The 15091-nt window shown below is 67.6% G+C and carries 12 protein-coding genes and 2 pseudogenes; 10 read left to right on the top strand and 4 right to left on the bottom strand.

All coding sequences use genetic code 11. The features are described from left to right. The first annotated feature begins 171 nt into the window (after positions 1–171). A complete protein-coding gene (gene ettA / locus AC07R7_RS01450) occupies positions 172–1839 on the top strand; it encodes an energy-dependent translational throttle protein EttA (protein WP_492883481.1) in 1668 nt (555 codons plus the stop codon). 131 nt (positions 1840–1970) lie between these two features. Here ettA and AC07R7_RS01445 read toward each other — a convergent pair whose 3' ends face one another. Then, positions 1971–2372 carry a hypothetical protein gene (locus AC07R7_RS01445; RefSeq protein WP_494633785.1) on the bottom strand — a complete coding sequence of 134 codons (402 nt, stop codon included), beginning with the start codon at positions 2370–2372 and terminating at the stop codon, positions 1971–1973. A gap of 297 nt (positions 2373–2669) precedes the next feature. On the opposite strand from AC07R7_RS01445, the gene AC07R7_RS01440 reads away from it, so the two are divergent. Continuing rightward, entirely contained in the window at positions 2670–3644 is a 975-nt protein-coding gene (locus AC07R7_RS01440) for a 2-hydroxyacid dehydrogenase (protein WP_494633783.1), read from the top strand. On the opposite strand, the pseudogene AC07R7_RS01435 reads toward AC07R7_RS01440, so the two are convergent. Continuing rightward, positions 3641–3951 (bottom strand): annotated as a pseudogene (locus AC07R7_RS01435) (carboxymuconolactone decarboxylase family protein). The gene AC07R7_RS01440 and the pseudogene AC07R7_RS01435 overlap by 4 nt on opposite strands. Next, positions 3899–4183: pseudogene (locus AC07R7_RS01430) on the bottom strand (carboxymuconolactone decarboxylase family protein); the annotation flags it as partial. The pseudogenes AC07R7_RS01430 and AC07R7_RS01435, both read right to left, overlap by 53 nt. A gap of 73 nt (positions 4184–4256) precedes the next feature. Here AC07R7_RS01430 and AC07R7_RS01425 point away from each other — a divergent pair. The 8 genes from AC07R7_RS01425 (at position 4257) to AC07R7_RS01390 (ending at position 14065) form a co-directional block, all read left to right on the top strand. After that, complete coding sequence (locus AC07R7_RS01425) at positions 4257–4580, top strand: winged helix-turn-helix transcriptional regulator (protein ID WP_492834874.1); 324 nt, start codon at positions 4257–4259, stop codon at positions 4578–4580. 16 nt (positions 4581–4596) lie between these two features. Then, complete coding sequence (locus AC07R7_RS01420) at positions 4597–4974, top strand: VOC family protein (RefSeq protein WP_494633781.1); 378 nt, start codon at positions 4597–4599, stop codon at positions 4972–4974. A 43-nt stretch (positions 4975–5017) separates the two neighbouring features. After that, entirely contained in the window at positions 5018–5995 is a 978-nt protein-coding gene (locus AC07R7_RS01415; protein ID WP_494633780.1) for a metalloregulator ArsR/SmtB family transcription factor, read from the top strand. Next, the gene (gene metF, locus AC07R7_RS01410; RefSeq protein WP_494633778.1) at positions 5992–6936 is read left to right on the top strand and encodes a methylenetetrahydrofolate reductase [NAD(P)H]; all 945 of its coding nucleotides are present in this window, start codon (positions 5992–5994) and stop codon (positions 6934–6936) included. Before AC07R7_RS01415 ends, metF begins: the two co-directional genes overlap by 4 nt. Next, entirely contained in the window at positions 6933–7808 is an 876-nt protein-coding gene (blaCAU, locus tag AC07R7_RS01405) for a CAU/MBL1b family subclass B3 metallo-beta-lactamase (protein WP_494633776.1), read from the top strand. Before metF ends, blaCAU begins: the two co-directional genes overlap by 4 nt. Beyond that, positions 7805–8881, top strand: a complete 1077-nt coding sequence (locus tag AC07R7_RS01400; RefSeq protein WP_494633774.1) for a homocysteine S-methyltransferase family protein — start codon at positions 7805–7807, stop codon at positions 8879–8881. Before blaCAU ends, AC07R7_RS01400 begins: the two co-directional genes overlap by 4 nt. Positions 8882–9040: 159 nt before the next feature. Next, on the top strand, positions 9041–11710 hold the full coding sequence (gene metH / locus AC07R7_RS01395; protein ID WP_494633772.1) for a methionine synthase: 2670 nt from the start codon (positions 9041–9043) through the stop codon (positions 11708–11710). 189 nt (positions 11711–11899) lie between these two features. Beyond that, positions 11900–14065: a bifunctional diguanylate cyclase/phosphodiesterase gene (locus AC07R7_RS01390; RefSeq protein ID WP_494633770.1), complete on the top strand. Its 2166-nt coding sequence runs from the start codon at positions 11900–11902 to the stop codon at positions 14063–14065. 106 nt (positions 14066–14171) lie between these two features. On the opposite strand, the gene AC07R7_RS01385 is transcribed toward AC07R7_RS01390, so the two are convergent. Further along, the gene (locus AC07R7_RS01385; protein WP_494633769.1) at positions 14172–15032 is read right to left on the bottom strand and encodes a hypothetical protein; all 861 of its coding nucleotides are present in this window, start codon (positions 15030–15032) and stop codon (positions 14172–14174) included. Positions 15033–15091 lie beyond the last annotated feature (59 nt).

Raw genomic sequence — 15091 nt, 5'->3', positions numbered from 1 at the left:
CGGCGAGGCGACGAGGCTGTGTCGACTGTCCGACAGTCTAATGACCGAACCATGACGGCCGCGCCGTCGCGATCCCGCCGCGCGGACCCCGCCACGATTGCGCGAAGCGCTCCGGACCGCTATTTCAGCGCCCAATCCCCGAAACCCTCGTCCAGCGAGAACGCGAGCCTCATGGCGCAGCAATATATTTTCCAGATGCAGGGCCTGACCAAGGCCTATCCCGGCGGCAAGAAGGTCTTCGAGAACATCTGGCTGTCGTTCTACTCCGACGCCAAGATCGGCGTGGTCGGCGTCAACGGCTCGGGTAAGTCGACCCTGCTGAAGGTGATGGCCGGTCTGGACACTGAGTTCTCGGGCGAGGCCAAGGCCGCCGAGGGCATCCGTCGTGGCTACCTCCCGCAGGAGCCCGTGCTGGACCCGACGCTCGACGTCTGGGGCAACGTCATCGCCGACTGCGAAGACAAGCAGATCTTCGACAAGTACAACGCCCTCGCGGCTCAGCTCGGTGAGGAATACACCGACGAGCTGATGGAGGAGATGACCAAGCTCCAGGAGATCATCGACGCCCGCGACCTGTGGGACATCGACTCCAAGGTCGAGATGGCCATCGACGCGCTGCGCTGCCCGCCGAACGACGCCAACATCGAAAGCCTGTCGGGCGGTGAGAAGCGCCGCATCGCGCTGGCGCGTCTGTTGCTCAGCAAGCCCGACATCATGCTGCTCGACGAACCGACCAACCACCTGGACGCCGAGTCGGTGGCCTGGCTGCAGCATCACCTGGAGACCTTCCCGGGCTGCGTCATCCTGGTGACCCACGACCGTTACTTCCTGGATCAGGTCACCAAGTGGACCCTGGAACTCGACCGCGGCAAGGGCATCCCCTACGAGGGCAACTACTCCGGCTGGCTGGAGCAGAAGCAGAAACGCGTCGTCCAGGAGCAGTCCGAATCCGAATCCCGCCAGCGCGCCCTGACCCGCGAACTGGAATGGGTCCGCAGCTCGCCCAAGGCCCGTCAGTCCAAGTCGAAGGCCCGTCTGGCGAGCTACGAGGAAATGGTCGCCGCGCAGGAGAACGCCCGCGCCGCTCAGACCCATGCCCACATCCAGATCCCGCCGGGCCCGCGCCTGGGCAATCTGGTGCTGGAAGTCGAGGGCCTGGAAAAGGAATACGGCGACAAGGTGCTGTTCAAGGATCTGTCGTTCCGCCTGCCGCCGAACGGCATCGTCGGCGTGATCGGCCCGAACGGCGCCGGCAAGTCGACCCTGTTCAAACTGATCACCGGCCGCGAGCAGCCCGACGGCGGCACGGTCAAGGTCGGCGAGACGGTGAAGCTCTCTTACGTCGACCAATCGCGCGACGCGCTCGACCCGAACAAGACCATCTGGCAGGAGATCAGCGGCGGCACCGACGTGATGATCGTCGGCAAGCGCGAGATCAACAGCCGCGCCTATGTCGGCTCGTTCAACTTCAAGGGCGGCGACCAGCAGAAGAAGGTCGGCCTACTGTCGGGCGGTGAGCGCAACCGCGTCCACCTGGCCAAGACCCTGGCCACCGGCGGCAACCTGCTGCTGCTCGACGAACCGACCAACGACCTGGACATTGAAACCTTGCAAGCGCTGGAAGAGGCGCTGGAAGAGTTCGCCGGCTGCGCCGTGGTCATCAGCCACGATCGCTGGTTCCTGGACCGTCTGGCGACCCACATCCTGGCCTTCGAAGGCGACAGCCACGTCGAGTGGTTCGAGGGCAACTTCGAGATGTACGAGGAAGACAAGAAGCGCCGCCTGGGCGCCGACAGCCTCATCCCCAAGCGCATCAAGTTCCAGAAGTTCGCGCGCTAAGGGCGGACCGAGGACTGAAATGGAGGGCGGCGGGAGCGATCCCGCCGCCCTTTTCTTAGGGCGATTGCTCGGTCGACGCCATTCCGGCGGTTGAGCCGCCGGGACGGCGCGCGCCGTCCCGGTTTAGGGCTCTACTTCGGGTCGACCGGCGTGGACATCGGCGGCGCGGTCGCGGCGCCGGGCTGGGTCATCTTGTCCTCGGTCATCGGCGCGTTGGTCGGCGGGGTCATCGGCAAGCTGGGCGGCGCGGCGGACGGCGCCGGGTTCACGGCCGTATCAGGCGCGCTCGACATGGCTGGGGCGGTGGCCGAGGTGTCGGTCGACATGCCGGTCGAGGCGCTGGCCGAGCCAGCCCACCAGTCCTTGCTGGCCTGGGCCTTGGGCGAGGCCTTGGCGTAGGCGTCGAGCTGCGAATAGGGGATCGGCTGCTTGGGGCCGAGCTGGGCCGACGCCTTGGCCTGGGCGGCCAGCGCCGAGCCGCCGCACGCCAGCATCGACAGGGCCGCGGTCGCGGCGAGCATCTTGGTCAACATCTGGAATTCTCCGGATCCGAAGCGCCTTGTGGCGCCGTTAGCAAAACCCCTCGCGGCGGTGGTTGTTCACAGCTTGGCCTTGCAAACCCGGCGCTTGGCGGAACCGCCGCCTCCGGACCGGGTTCTTGCCGGGCGCGCGCCTTCACGCGCGCCTCGTCACCACAGCGTGATGTTCCCGACACTGGCGCCAGCGCGGGGCTCTGCCTAGCTTCTCGAAATGGCGTTTCCACCGATGCGCCGGGGGCGAGACAAAGATCCGCCGCGGGCTCAACGACCCGCGCAGATGGAGGACATTGGATGCCCGATTCCACCCTTGCGAAGGCGCCCGTCGACAAGCCCTACATCCTGCTCTCGCACGAGATGCTGCTGCCGTTGCAGCCGCTGCTTGAGAGCGCCTACGAGATTTGCCGCCTGTGGGACTATCCCGACAGGATGGCGTTCTTCGAAGGGCCGGGACGTCGTGTGCGGGCCATCGTTCACGCTGGTGAATTCGCGCTGAGCCGCGACATGCTCTCGGAGATGCCGCAACTGGGCCTGATCGCCTGCGTCAGCGTCGGCTATGACGGCGTCGACGTGCCCTGGTGCAAGGCGCACGGAATCGCCGTCACCCATTCCACCGGCCTGAACGCCGCCGACGTCGCCGATCACGCGGTGGGCCTCGTCCTGGCCGCCTGGCGCGGCATCGTCGAGGGTGACCAGCGCCTGCGCTCGGGCCACTGGACCCATGCCGAGCGCATGGCCCCACGCCACGGCCTGCGCGGCCGCAAGGTCGGTATCGTCGGCCTGGGCCATATCGGCGAGGCCGTGGCCAGCCGCCTGCGGGCCTTCGAGATGAAGGTCGCCTGGTGGGGGCCGCGCCTCAAGGAGACCGACTATCCTCGCGCTGACAGCCTGCTGGCCCTGGCCCGCGACAGCGACATCCTGGTGGTCTGCTCGCGCTCGGACGCTTCCAACCATCACCTGATCAACAGGGCGGTCATCGAGGCGGTCGGGCCGCAGGGTCTGATCGTCAATGTCGCGCGGGGCGCCCTGATCGACGAGGACGCCCTGATCGAGGCGCTGAAGAGCGGCGCGCTTGGCATGGCCGCCCTTGATGTCTATGCGCAGGAGCCGACACCGCCCGCTCGTTGGGTGGGCGTGCCGCACACGGTGCTGACCCCGCACACCGCCGGCGCGACCCTGGACAGCATCCCGGCCATGGTCAGCCTGACCCTGGAGAACCTGCGCCGCTACTTCCACGGCGAGCCGCTGGCCACGCCGGTCGCGGCCTAGGAGGGGAACGGCGCGGCGAAGGGCTCGGGCTCCAGCCGCAGACCGTTCACCAGCAGGCTGACCGTCCGGTAGAAGCCGGCCAGCATCATCAGCTCGATCCGGGCCTCTTCGGAAAAGGCCTCGGCCAGGCGCGTCCACAGGGCGTCGTCGATGTCGGCGCGGGCGTTGACCGCGTCGCAGAAGCCGATCAGCAGCGCCTCGCGCGGACCCCAGCAGGCGGAGATCCCGGGCGCTGCGGTGGCGGCCAGTTGCTGGGCGTCGAGACCGGCCGCGCGGGCGAAGAGCGCCGCGTGGACGCCCCACTCATAGGCCGCGCCGTTCAGGGCGCAGACCCGGTGGATGACGATCTCGCGCTCGCGCAGGGTCAGATGACCTGGGTCCAGCAGCCCGCCGCCGGTAAAGCGGGCGAACAGACGCTCGTCGCGGGCCAGGGTGCGGAACAGCGACAGCGGCTGCTCACCAGGGGTCTTCAACTGCTCCAGCGTACTCGCGACGCTGGGCGGATAGGGCGCTTGGGCGGGTTCGATCCTCGGCGACATGGGCGGTTCTCCGTGCTACAAAATTTGTAACATGGGAAATTCCAGCGACGCTACAAAAAATGAAGCGCCCCAAATGGCCCCCTTGCCGGGGCGCGCCGTTCGAGGCTCGGACAGCGGCAAGCCGATCATGGCGGCGCTGGACCTGCTGGGCCGGCGCGGGGCGCTGCGGATCGTCTGGGAACTGCGCGAAGGCCGGGTCCTGACCTTCCGCGCTCTGCAGGCGGCGGCCGAGCTGCCGCCGGGGACGTTGAATACGCGGCTCTCGGAACTGCGGACGGCGGATATTGTCGCGGCCGACGGCGGCTATCGCCTCAGCCGGCGCGGGTCCGACTTGATCACGGCGTTGTGGCCCCTGCTAAGGTGGTCGGAGGATTGGGCGGACGCCCTGGGTGCTTGAGTTGGGGAGCTGAGCGATGGCCAAGGTGCTGGGTCTGGGCGGGGTGTTCTACAAGGCCGAGGATCCCAAAGCCGCGCGCGACTGGTACGCGCGGGTGCTAGGCTTCGAGATCCATTCGTGGGGCGGGGCTGTGTTCAAGTCGCCGCGCGCCGCGACCACCAACTGGGCGCTGTTCGGGGCCGACACTCAGTATTTCGCACCGTCGACCGCGCCGTTCATGATCAATTTCGTGGTCGATGATATCGACGGCGTGCTGGCCAAGGCCGCCGCCGAGGGCGTGGAGCCGACCGGCCGGCAGGACGAGGGCGGCATGGGTCGTTTCGCCTGGCTGATCGACCCGGCCGGGGTTAAAATCGAGCTCTGGGAGCCGCCCGCAGCCGACGCCGAGGCATAAATTCCCCTTGCCAAATCGGACATAAAGATATCTTTATGTCCTCATGAAGCTCACCGCCGAACAGGTTGTCGAAGTGCTGCGCGCCGCCGGCGAGTCGACGCGCCTGCGCCTGCTGGCCCTGCTGGCGGCCGAAGAGCTGTCGGTGCTGGAGCTGTGCCGGATTCTGGATCAGAGCCAGCCCCGCGTCTCGCGTCACCTGAAGCTGCTGGCCGAGGCGGGCCTCGTCGAGCGCTTTCCGGACGGGGCCTGGGTGTTCTACCGCCTGGCCGCCAAGTCGCCGGGCCGTTTCCTCGTGGAGCAGGCTCTGGACCTGATCGACGACGCCGATCCGATCGTGCGCCTGGACGCCGACAAGCTGTCGACGGTGCGCGCCGAGCGCTCGACCGACGCCCAGGCCTATTTCGCGCGCAACGCCGCGCGCTGGAACGAGATCCGCTCGCTCTATGTCGACGAGGCCGAGGTCGAGGCCGCGATCCTGCGCGCCGCGGGGGAGGGGCCCTTCGACGAGATGGTCGATCTGGGCGCCGGCGCGGGTCGTATGCTGACCCTGCTGGGCAAGCGGGTCAGCAACGCCCTGGGCCTAGACCTGTCGCAGCAGATGCTGAACATCGCCCGCGACGAGGTGACCAAGGCGGGGCTGACCCGCTGCGAACTGCGTCATGGCGACATCTTCCGCACGGGCCTGCCGGGCGGCTGCGCCGATCTGGTCACCGTGCATCAGGTGCTGCACTACCTGTCGGATCCCGCCCACGCGGTGGCCGAGGCCGCGCGGCTGGTGACGCCCGGCGGTCTGCTGCTGATCGCCGACTTCGCCCCGCACGACCACGAGTTCCTGCGCGAGGTTCACCAGCACCGCCGCCTGGGCTTCGACGACGTCGAGATCGTCACCTGGCTTCAGGCCGCGGGCCTGCATCTGGAAAGCAATATCGCCCTGCTGCCGGCCACGGCCGAGGGGCTGACCGTCAAGATCTGGACGGCCCGCCGCCCCGTCGCCGCCGTGGCCGAGAGGAACGCCGCATGACCCTTCCGCCCACCCGCCGCGTGATCGGTCCCGTCGCCCGCGCCGGCGAGCGCACCTCTCGTCCGCGCGTCTCGTTCGAGTTCTTCCCGCCCAAGACCCCGGCGATGGAGGAGAGCCTGTGGCAGGCGATCACCCGCCTGGCCCCTCTGGATCCGGCCTTCGTTTCGGTGACCTACGGCGCCGGCGGCTCGACCCGCGAGCGCACGCACCGCACGGTCAAGCGCATCCTGGACGAAACGAACCTGAAGCCCGCCGCCCACCTGACCTGCGTCGGCGCGAGCCGCGAGGAAGTCGACGAGGTGATCCGCGAGTACTGGGAGACGGGCGTGCGCCACATCGTCTCGCTGCGCGGCGACCCGCCTCCGGGCGAGGGCGGCATCGGAGGCGTCTATGCGCCACGCGCCGATGGCTACGCCAACGCCACCGAGCTGACCAAGGCCCTGCGCGGCATCGCGCCGTTCGAGGTGATGGTCGGCGTCTATCCCGAGAAGCACCCGGAAAGCCCGTCGCTGGAACACGACATCGACGTCCTGAAGCAGAAGGTCGACGCAGGCGCGACGCTGGGCATCAGCCAGTTCTTCTTCGATCTGGACGCCTTCCTGCGCTATGTCGACAAGGTTCGCGCCGCCGGGATCACCATCCCGATCGTGCCGGGGATCATGCCGGTGACCAATTTCGCGGGTCTCAAGAAGATGGCCGCCGCCTGTCAGACAGCGATCCCGTCGTGGCTGGGCAACCTGTTCGACGGCCTGGAGAACGACGTCGAAACCCGCCGCCTGATCGCCTGCTCGGTCGCCGCCGAGATGTGCGCCAAGCTGCAGGAACAGGGGTTCGAGGACTTCCACTTCTACACCCTGAACCGGGCCGATCTGGTCTATGCGATCTGCCGCGTGCTGGGCGTTCGCGAGACCGCGCCGGCCCCGGCGGAGGCCGCCGCATGAAACGCGCCCTGATCGCCCTGGCGGCGTCGGTCCTGGCCCTGGCCCCGGCGGCCCACGCCGACATGCCCGCCAACTGGACCAAGCCGACCAAGCCCTATCGCGTCGTGGGCAACATCTATTACGTCGGGACCGAGGGCATCTCGTCCTGGCTGATCACATCGTCCGAAGGTCATGTGCTGCTGGACGGCGGGCCGAACGCCGAGGTCGGCAAGCAGATCGAGCGGAACATCGCCGCGCTGGGCTTCCAGCTGGCCGATGTGAAGATCCTGATCAACACCCACGCCCACTACGACCACGCCGGCGGTCTGGCTCAGCTGAAGGCCGACATCCCGACGGCCAAGCTGTGGATCTCGCGCGGCGACGAGCCGGCGATCGAGCAGGGCCACCATATCGGCGACAACGAGAACGGCCCCACGCCCATGCCGGCGGCGAAGGTCGACAAGGCGTTCGGCGACGGACAGAAGCTGAAGCTGGGCGAGACGGCGCTGGTCGCCCACCTGACGCCCGGCCACACGATCGGCTGCACCAGCTGGACCACCGCCGTGATCGAGAAGGGGCGGCCGCTGACCGTCACCTTCCCGTGCTCGCTGTCCGTGGCCGGCAATGTGCTGGTCGGCAACAAGACCCACCGAAACATCGTCGCCGACTATCGTGGCAGCTTCGCCAAGCTGCGGGCCATCCCGACCGATGTGATGCTGCCGGCGCACGAGGAGCAGGGCGAGCTGCTGGCCAAGCGCAAGAAGCAGTTGCGCGGCGACCCTAATGCTTTCGTCGATCCGACCGAGCTGACGCGCTACGTCGCCGACTCGGAGGCCGCCTTCAATGAAGAGCTCGCGCGCCAGCAGGCGGCGGCTTCCGGAGTCCGGAAATGACCGACCTTTCCATCCGCGCGAACCGCGTGGCCGCCCTCAAGGCCGCCGCCAAGCAGAAGATCCTGATCCTCGACGGCTCCTGGGGCGTGATGTTCCAGAAGAAGGGCTTGACCGAAGCCGACTACCGGGCCGAGCGCTTCGCCGACTACAACGGCCAGATGAAGGGCAACAACGACATCCTGTGCCTGACCCGGCCGGATCTCGTGGCGGAGCTTCACGACGCCTATTTCGCCGCCGGCGCCGACATCTCCGAGACCAACACCTTTTCGGGCACCACCATCGCCCAGGCCGACTATCACCTGGCCGAGCAGGACGTCTGGGACATCAATTTCGAAGGCGCGAAGATCGGCCGCTCGGTGGCCGACCGCTGGAACGCGCAGAACCCGGCCAGCCCAAAGTTCATCGCCGGCTCGATCGGGCCGCTGAACGTCATGCTGTCGATGTCCTCGGACGTGAACGATCCGGGCGCGCGCAAGGTGACCTTCGACCAGGTCTACGCGGCGTATCGCCAGCAGGTGGACGCGCTCTACAAAGGAGGCGTCGACCTCTTCCTGATCGAGACGATCACCGACACCCTGAACTGCAAGGCCGCGATCAAGGCGATCCTCGACTTGCGCGACGAGGGCCATGAAGAGCTGCCGATCTGGATCAGCGGCACCATCACCGACCGCTCGGGCCGCACCCTGTCGGGCCAGACGGCCGAGGCGTTCTGGAACAGCGTCAAGCACGCCAAGCCGTTCGCCGTGGGCTTCAACTGCGCCCTGGGCGCTGATTTGATGCGCCCCCACATCGCCGAGATGGCCCGCATCGCCGACACCCTGGTCGCGGCCTATCCTAACGCCGGCCTGCCCAACGCCATGGGTCAGTACGACGAGGAGCCGCACCAGACCGGCCACGCCCTGCACGAATGGGCCAAGGATGGTCTGGTCAATATCCTGGGCGGCTGCTGCGGCACCACGCCGGACCACATCCGCCACGTGGCCGACGAGGTGCGCGGCGTGACCCCGCGCGCCATCCCCGAGCGCCCCAAGGCCATGCGCCTGGCGGGGCTCGAGCCGTTCGAGCTGGCGTAAGAACTTCGCGGCCCTCTTTCCTTCCCTTCCCCCTTTGATGGGAGAAGGGCGGGGATGAGGGTGTCAGCGTTTCAGAATTGAGCGCCGTGGTCAGGATCGACCGCCGCGTCACCCCACCCCTACCCCTCCCCATCAAGGGGAGGGGCGCGAGACCCGCTTATGAGACCCGTCTTCGTCAATATCGGTGAGCGCACCAACGTCACCGGTTCCGCCAAGTTCAAGAAGCTGATCGTCGAGGGCGACTATCCGGCCGCGCTGTCGGTCGCGCGCCAGCAGGTCGAGGCCGGCGCCCAGGTCATCGATGTCAACATGGATGAGGGCCTGCTCGACTCCAAGGTGGCCATGGTCACCTTCCTGAACCTGATGGCCGCCGAGCCCGATATCGCCCGGGTGCCTGTGATGATCGACAGCTCCAAGTGGGAGGTGATCGAGGCGGGCCTGAAGTGCGTCCAGGGTAAGGCCATCGTCAACTCGATCTCGATGAAGGAGGGCGAGGAGAAGTTCATCGAGCAGGCCAAGCTGTGCCTGCGCTACGGCGCGGCCGTGGTGGTGATGGCCTTCGACGAGGTCGGCCAGGCCGACACCGCCGCCCGCAAGATCGAGATCTGCGAGAAGGCCTACAAGATCCTGGTCGACAAGGTGGGCTTCCCGCCGGAAGACATCATCTTCGACCCCAACATCTTCGCCGTGGCGACCGGGATCGAGGAACACGACAACTACGCCGTCGACTTCATCGAGGGCACGCGCGAGATCAAGAAGCGCTGCCCCTACGCCCGTATTTCGGGCGGGGTGTCGAACGTCTCGTTCAGCTTCCGCGGCAACGAGCCGGTGCGTCGGGCCATCCACTCGGTGTTCCTGTACCACGCCATCAACGCCGGCATGGACATGGGCATCGTCAACGCCGGCGACCTGCCGGTCTATGACGCCCTGGACCCCGAGCTGCGCGAGGCCGTCGAGGACGTGATCCTCAATCGCCCGCAGCGGACCAACGTCTCCAACACCGAGCGCCTGGTCGACATGGCCCCGCGCTACAAGGGCGAGAAGGGTCAGGTCCAGACAGCCAACCTGGAATGGCGCAAGGGCACGGTGAACGAGCGCATCACCCACGCCCTGGTCCACGGCATCACCGAGTTCATCAACCAGGACACCGAAGAGGCGCGCCTGTCGGTCGAGCGGCCGCTGCACGTCATCGAAGGTCACCTGATGGATGGCATGAACGTGGTCGGCGACCTGTTCGGTTCGGGCAAGATGTTCCTGCCGCAGGTGGTCAAATCGGCCCGCGTCATGAAGCAGGCCGTCGCCTGGCTGGAGCCGTTCATGGAGGCCGAGAAGGCCGGCAAGCCGCGCGAGCAGGCCGGCCGCATCCTGATGGCCACGGTCAAGGGCGACGTCCACGACATCGGCAAGAACATCGTCGGGGTCGTGCTGCAGTGTAACAACTACGAAGTCATCGACCTGGGCGTCATGGTCCCGGCCGACCGCATCCTCGATGAAGCCCGCAAGCACAAGGTCGACATGATCGGCCTGTCGGGCCTGATCACGCCCTCGCTGGACGAGATGGTGTTCGTGGCCGCCGAGATGGAGCGCCAGGGCTTCACCATCCCGCTGCTGATCGGCGGCGCCACCACCAGCCGCACCCACACGGCGGTCAAGATCGAGCCGGCTTATCACAAGGGCTCGACCACCTATGTGCTGGACGCCAGCCGGGCGGTGGGCGTGGTCTCGGGCCTGCTGTCGCCGACCGAGCGCGACCGCCTGCAGGCCGAGACCCGCGCCGAATATGTCCGCATCCGCGAGCAGTACGCCCGGGGCCAGACCGCCAAGGCGCGCACCAGCATCGCCGAGGCGCGTCGCAGGAATTTCGCCATCGACTGGGAAAGTTACACGCCGCCCAAGCCGGCCTTCATCGGGACCCGGGTGTTCGAGCCCTCGCTGGAAGAACTGGTCCCCTTCATCGACTGGTCGCCGTTCTTCGCCAGCTGGGAGCTGATCGGCCGCTTCCCGCAGATCCTGGAGGATGACGTGGTTGGCCAAGCCGCCACCGACCTCTACCGCGACGCCCGCGCCATGCTGGACAAGGTGGTGGCCGAGAAGTGGTTCGGGGCCAAGGGCGTGATCGGCTTCTGGCCGGCCCAGGCCCAGGGTGACGACATCGTTCTCTATACGGACGAGACCCGCGCGGCCGAATATTCGCGCTTCCACACCCTGCGCCAGCAGATGGACAAGGGCGAAGGCAAGCAGAACGCGGCTCTGTCGGACTTCATCGCGCCGATCGGGCAGGGCGCGGACTATGTCGGCGGTTTCGCTGTCACCGCCGGCCACGGCGAGGACGAGATCGTCAAGACGTTCAAGGACGCCGGCGACGACTACAGCGCCATCATGGCCTCCGCCCTGGCCGACCGCCTGGCCGAGGCCTTCGCCGAGTGGCTGCACTACAAGGCCCGTGTCGAACTCTGGGGTTACGCCCCGGACGAGGCGGCCGACGCCGACGTGATGATCGCCGAAAAGTACCAGGGCATCCGTCCCGCGCCGGGCTATCCCGCCCAGCCCGATCACACCGAGAAGGGTACGCTGTTCAAGCTGCTGGACGCCGAGGCCGCCACTGGCCTGAAGCTGACCGAGAGCTATGCCATGACCCCGGGCGCGGCGGTCTCGGGCCTCTATTTCAGCCATCCGAAGGCGCACTATTTCGGGGTCGGCAAGATCGACGCCGACCAGGTCGAGGACTATGCCCGCCGCAAGGGTTGGGACGTGGCCACGGCCGAGCGCTGGCTATCGCCGATCCTCAACTACGACCCCGCCGCCCGGGCGCGGGGCGCGGCGGCTTGACGACGCCGCGGGGCCCGGCCAGCCGGCGATTTGGACACCGATCGGGCCGTTCCGGCGCGGATGTGTCGGGTGGCGGAAACCGTGAAACCCAAATCGCGTAACGCTGTGCGATAATTTGTCTACCGGGTCATCACGGTAAGGAATTCGGCAACGGTTCCCATGAAGGATGCGCCATCTCAGGGGAATGGGATGGATCGTCGGAACATCGAGGTCAAGATCTTTGGCCTGATCGCGGGCATGGCGGCAGGCATGATTCTGCTCGCCAGTGTCGCCTTGACCGTCGCCACACGCCACGCCGACGCGCGCGAGCGCCAGTATGAGCAGACCCTGGTCGGCAATGGCCTGCGCCAGCGCGGCAAGGAGATCCAGACCGCCCTCAATCCCTACGTCATCTGGGATGAGGCGATCATCAAGCTGGACAACCACTACGACCAGGCGTGGGCCAGCCAGAACATCGGCGCCTCGCTGGGGGGAGCCCTGGGCTACAAGGTCGCTTTCGTTCTCGACGCCGACGGCAAGCCGATCTACGGCCACATCAATGGCAGGGACGTCGCGCCGCAAGCCTATTCCCGATACGCGACCTCGACCGAACGTCTGGTCGCCGAAATCCGCAAGATCGAGACCGATCCCAAGAAGGTCGCCGCGCTGCGCGCCGTGCACGGGAGCCGCGTCGAGTTGATCGGCGACGAGCCCGTGCTGATCACCGTCTCGCTGATCCGCCCGGACCTGAAGGCCAAGACCCGCGGGCCCCGCGCGCCGCTGCTGGTGACGGGCATCCCGGTGGCCAACAGCGTCATCAAGACCTTTTCCGAACGCTTCCTGCTGCGCGACGCCCATATCGAGGTGGTCAAGCCGGACGCGGTCCGCATCGACGCCGCCCAGGCCGTGCTGGGCCAGGCCGCCGACGGTCGCCGCGTCGTCCTGAGCTGGACCCCGCGCAAGCCGGGCGAGGAGCTGTTGAAGTCGGCTACCCCGATGCTGGCCTTGGCGGTGCTGGCCGCGGCGGCCGGCTCGTTCCTGCTGTTCCGGGTCACCCGCCGCGCGGCCAAGAAGCTTCTGCTGAGCGAGGCCGAGGCCAAGCACCTGGCGCTGCACGACCCGCTGACGGGCCTGGCCAACCGCACCCTGTTCACCGACCGCCTGGTCCACGCCCACGCCCTGTTGCGTCGCAAGCCGGGGCACCTGGGCGTGCTGTGCATCGACCTCGACCGGTTCAAGGAGGTCAATGACAGCTATGGTCACGACGCCGGGGACCAGCTGATCCGCGAGGTCGCCCGTCGGCTGGTGAACATCTGCCGCGAGACCGACACCATCTGCCGACTAGGCGGCGACGAGTTCGCGATCATCCAGCCCGACACGACCCCGTCCGGCGCGGCCACCCTAGCCCAGCGCGTGGTCGACGGCCTGTCGGGCGAGGTGGATCTCTCCATCGGCCGGGCCCACCTGTCGTGCTCGGTCGGCGTGTCGGTCGTCTCCGACGCCGACCAGGGGCAGGCCGAGCTGCTGCGCCAGGCCGACGTCGCGCTCTACCGCGCCAAGGAAGCCGGCCGCGGCCGCTTCGCCTTCTTCGAGCCCGAGATGGACGCGGCCCTGCGCCTGCGAAAGGGGCTGGAGCGCGACCTGCGTTCGGCCTTGGAAAGCGAATCCCTAGCCGTCGCCTACCAGCCGCTGACCGACGCGCGCGGCGCGATGATTGGCGTGGAGGCCCTGGCCCGTTGGACCCATCCGGAACGCGGCGAGATCTCGCCGGCCATCTTCATCCCGCTGGCCGAGTCCAGCGGGCTGATCGGCCTGGTTGGAGCGGCCGTGTTCCGCCGCGCCTGCTACGACAGCCTGCGTTGGTCGGGCTTGGAGGTGTCGGTCAATGTCTCGGCCATCCAGCTGTCCAGCCCCAGCTTCGTCGACGAGATGGTCGCCACCCTGGCCGAGACCGGGGCCCGCGCCGACGTCTTCATGCTGGAGATCACCGAGACGGCCCTGCTGAAGGACAGCGACGGCGTCCACGAGGCCTTGCGTCGCCTCAAGCGCCTGGGTTTCCGTCTGGCCCTGGACGACTTCGGCACCGGCTACGCCAGCCTCGCCTATCTGCGCCGCCATCCGATCGACAAGCTGAAGATCGACCGCTCGTTCGTTTCCAGCCTGCCGGGCAACAGCGAGAGCATGGCTGTCGCCAGCGCCATCATCAGTCTGGCCAAGTCGCTGGGTCTGAAGACCACGGCCGAGGGCGTCGAGACCAAAGGCCAGTTGGACGCCCTGGTGAAACTGGGCTGCGGCGAGTTCCAGGGTTACCTGCTGGGTCGCCCTATGCCCGCCGACTCCATCGCCGGGGTGCGCGAAAACGCCAGGGTTCGGTAGCCCTTCCGCCTCATTGCGCGCTTCATGCGCGGGACCCGTCATTCCGCCGCAAGCACGCGGCGGAATGACGGGCGTGCGAACGCCGAAGGCTCAAGCCAAGCAGCCGTCAGTCCGCCTTGCAGATCAGCACGTCGCGGCCGCCACGCTTGGCGGGGACGAGGCTGCCGGCGCAGGGGATCGGGTTAACCGGGTCGACGATCACTTCATTGCCGCCGATCGGCGGCGGCTTGGCGGCCGGGGGCTTGGTCAGCGGCCCGGGGGCGGCCGACTTGGCCTCGGTCTTCGCCGCCTTGACCGGAGCGGGTTTCGCCGGCGCGGGCTTGGCGATCATCGGCTTCGGCGTGGGCGCCGCTTCGGCGGCCGGCGTCGGCGCGGGCGCTGGCGGCGCGGCGGGCTCCCGGGCGGGCGCCGGCGTGGCGTCGAATGCGGGGTTGGAGGTTTCCGGCTTGGTCTCGACCTTGGAGGCCGCTGCGGCGTTGTTGTAGTTCAGGGCCTTGCCCAGAATGGTCGAGCGGGTCTCCAGCGCCTTGGCGCGCTTCTCGCAATCGCCGGGCGGGCTCCAGCTCATCCACATCTGCGCCAGGCGCGCCTTGTCGACCGTGTCGGCGCCTTGCCAGACGGACTGGCCGCGCTTGACCTGGGCGCCGCCATATTCCGAGATCGGGCGCGGGCTGGCCTTCTCGGCCGCCGTGATCGCCGAGGCGAAGACCTTGAGGTCCTTCCGCGCCTGCTCGCGCATTTCCGGATAGGTCTTCAGCGAGGCGGCGACGCCGTCAGGACCCGGGAACGCCTTCTCGATCCGCGTCACCTCCGGCATCACGCGATCATAGAGATTGGCGTAGCCGCCCAGGGCGCCGTAGCACCAGGCGACATAGCCATACTCATCGGTCGGCGGAGCATTGGGCGACTGGCTGGCCTGACCGTCCTGGGCGAAGAGGGCGAGGGCGAGGAAGAGGGCGTTCGCCATGCGGGCGGATGTCCTTTTTACAATACGTCGAGTCTGACTAGAGCATTTCGATCGGGAAT

The organism is Caulobacter sp. GW821-FHT05F04, from assembly GCF_059419665.1.
The sequence above is the reverse complement of the archived record's forward strand: the minus strand, read 5'-3'. Positions and strand labels throughout refer to the sequence as shown.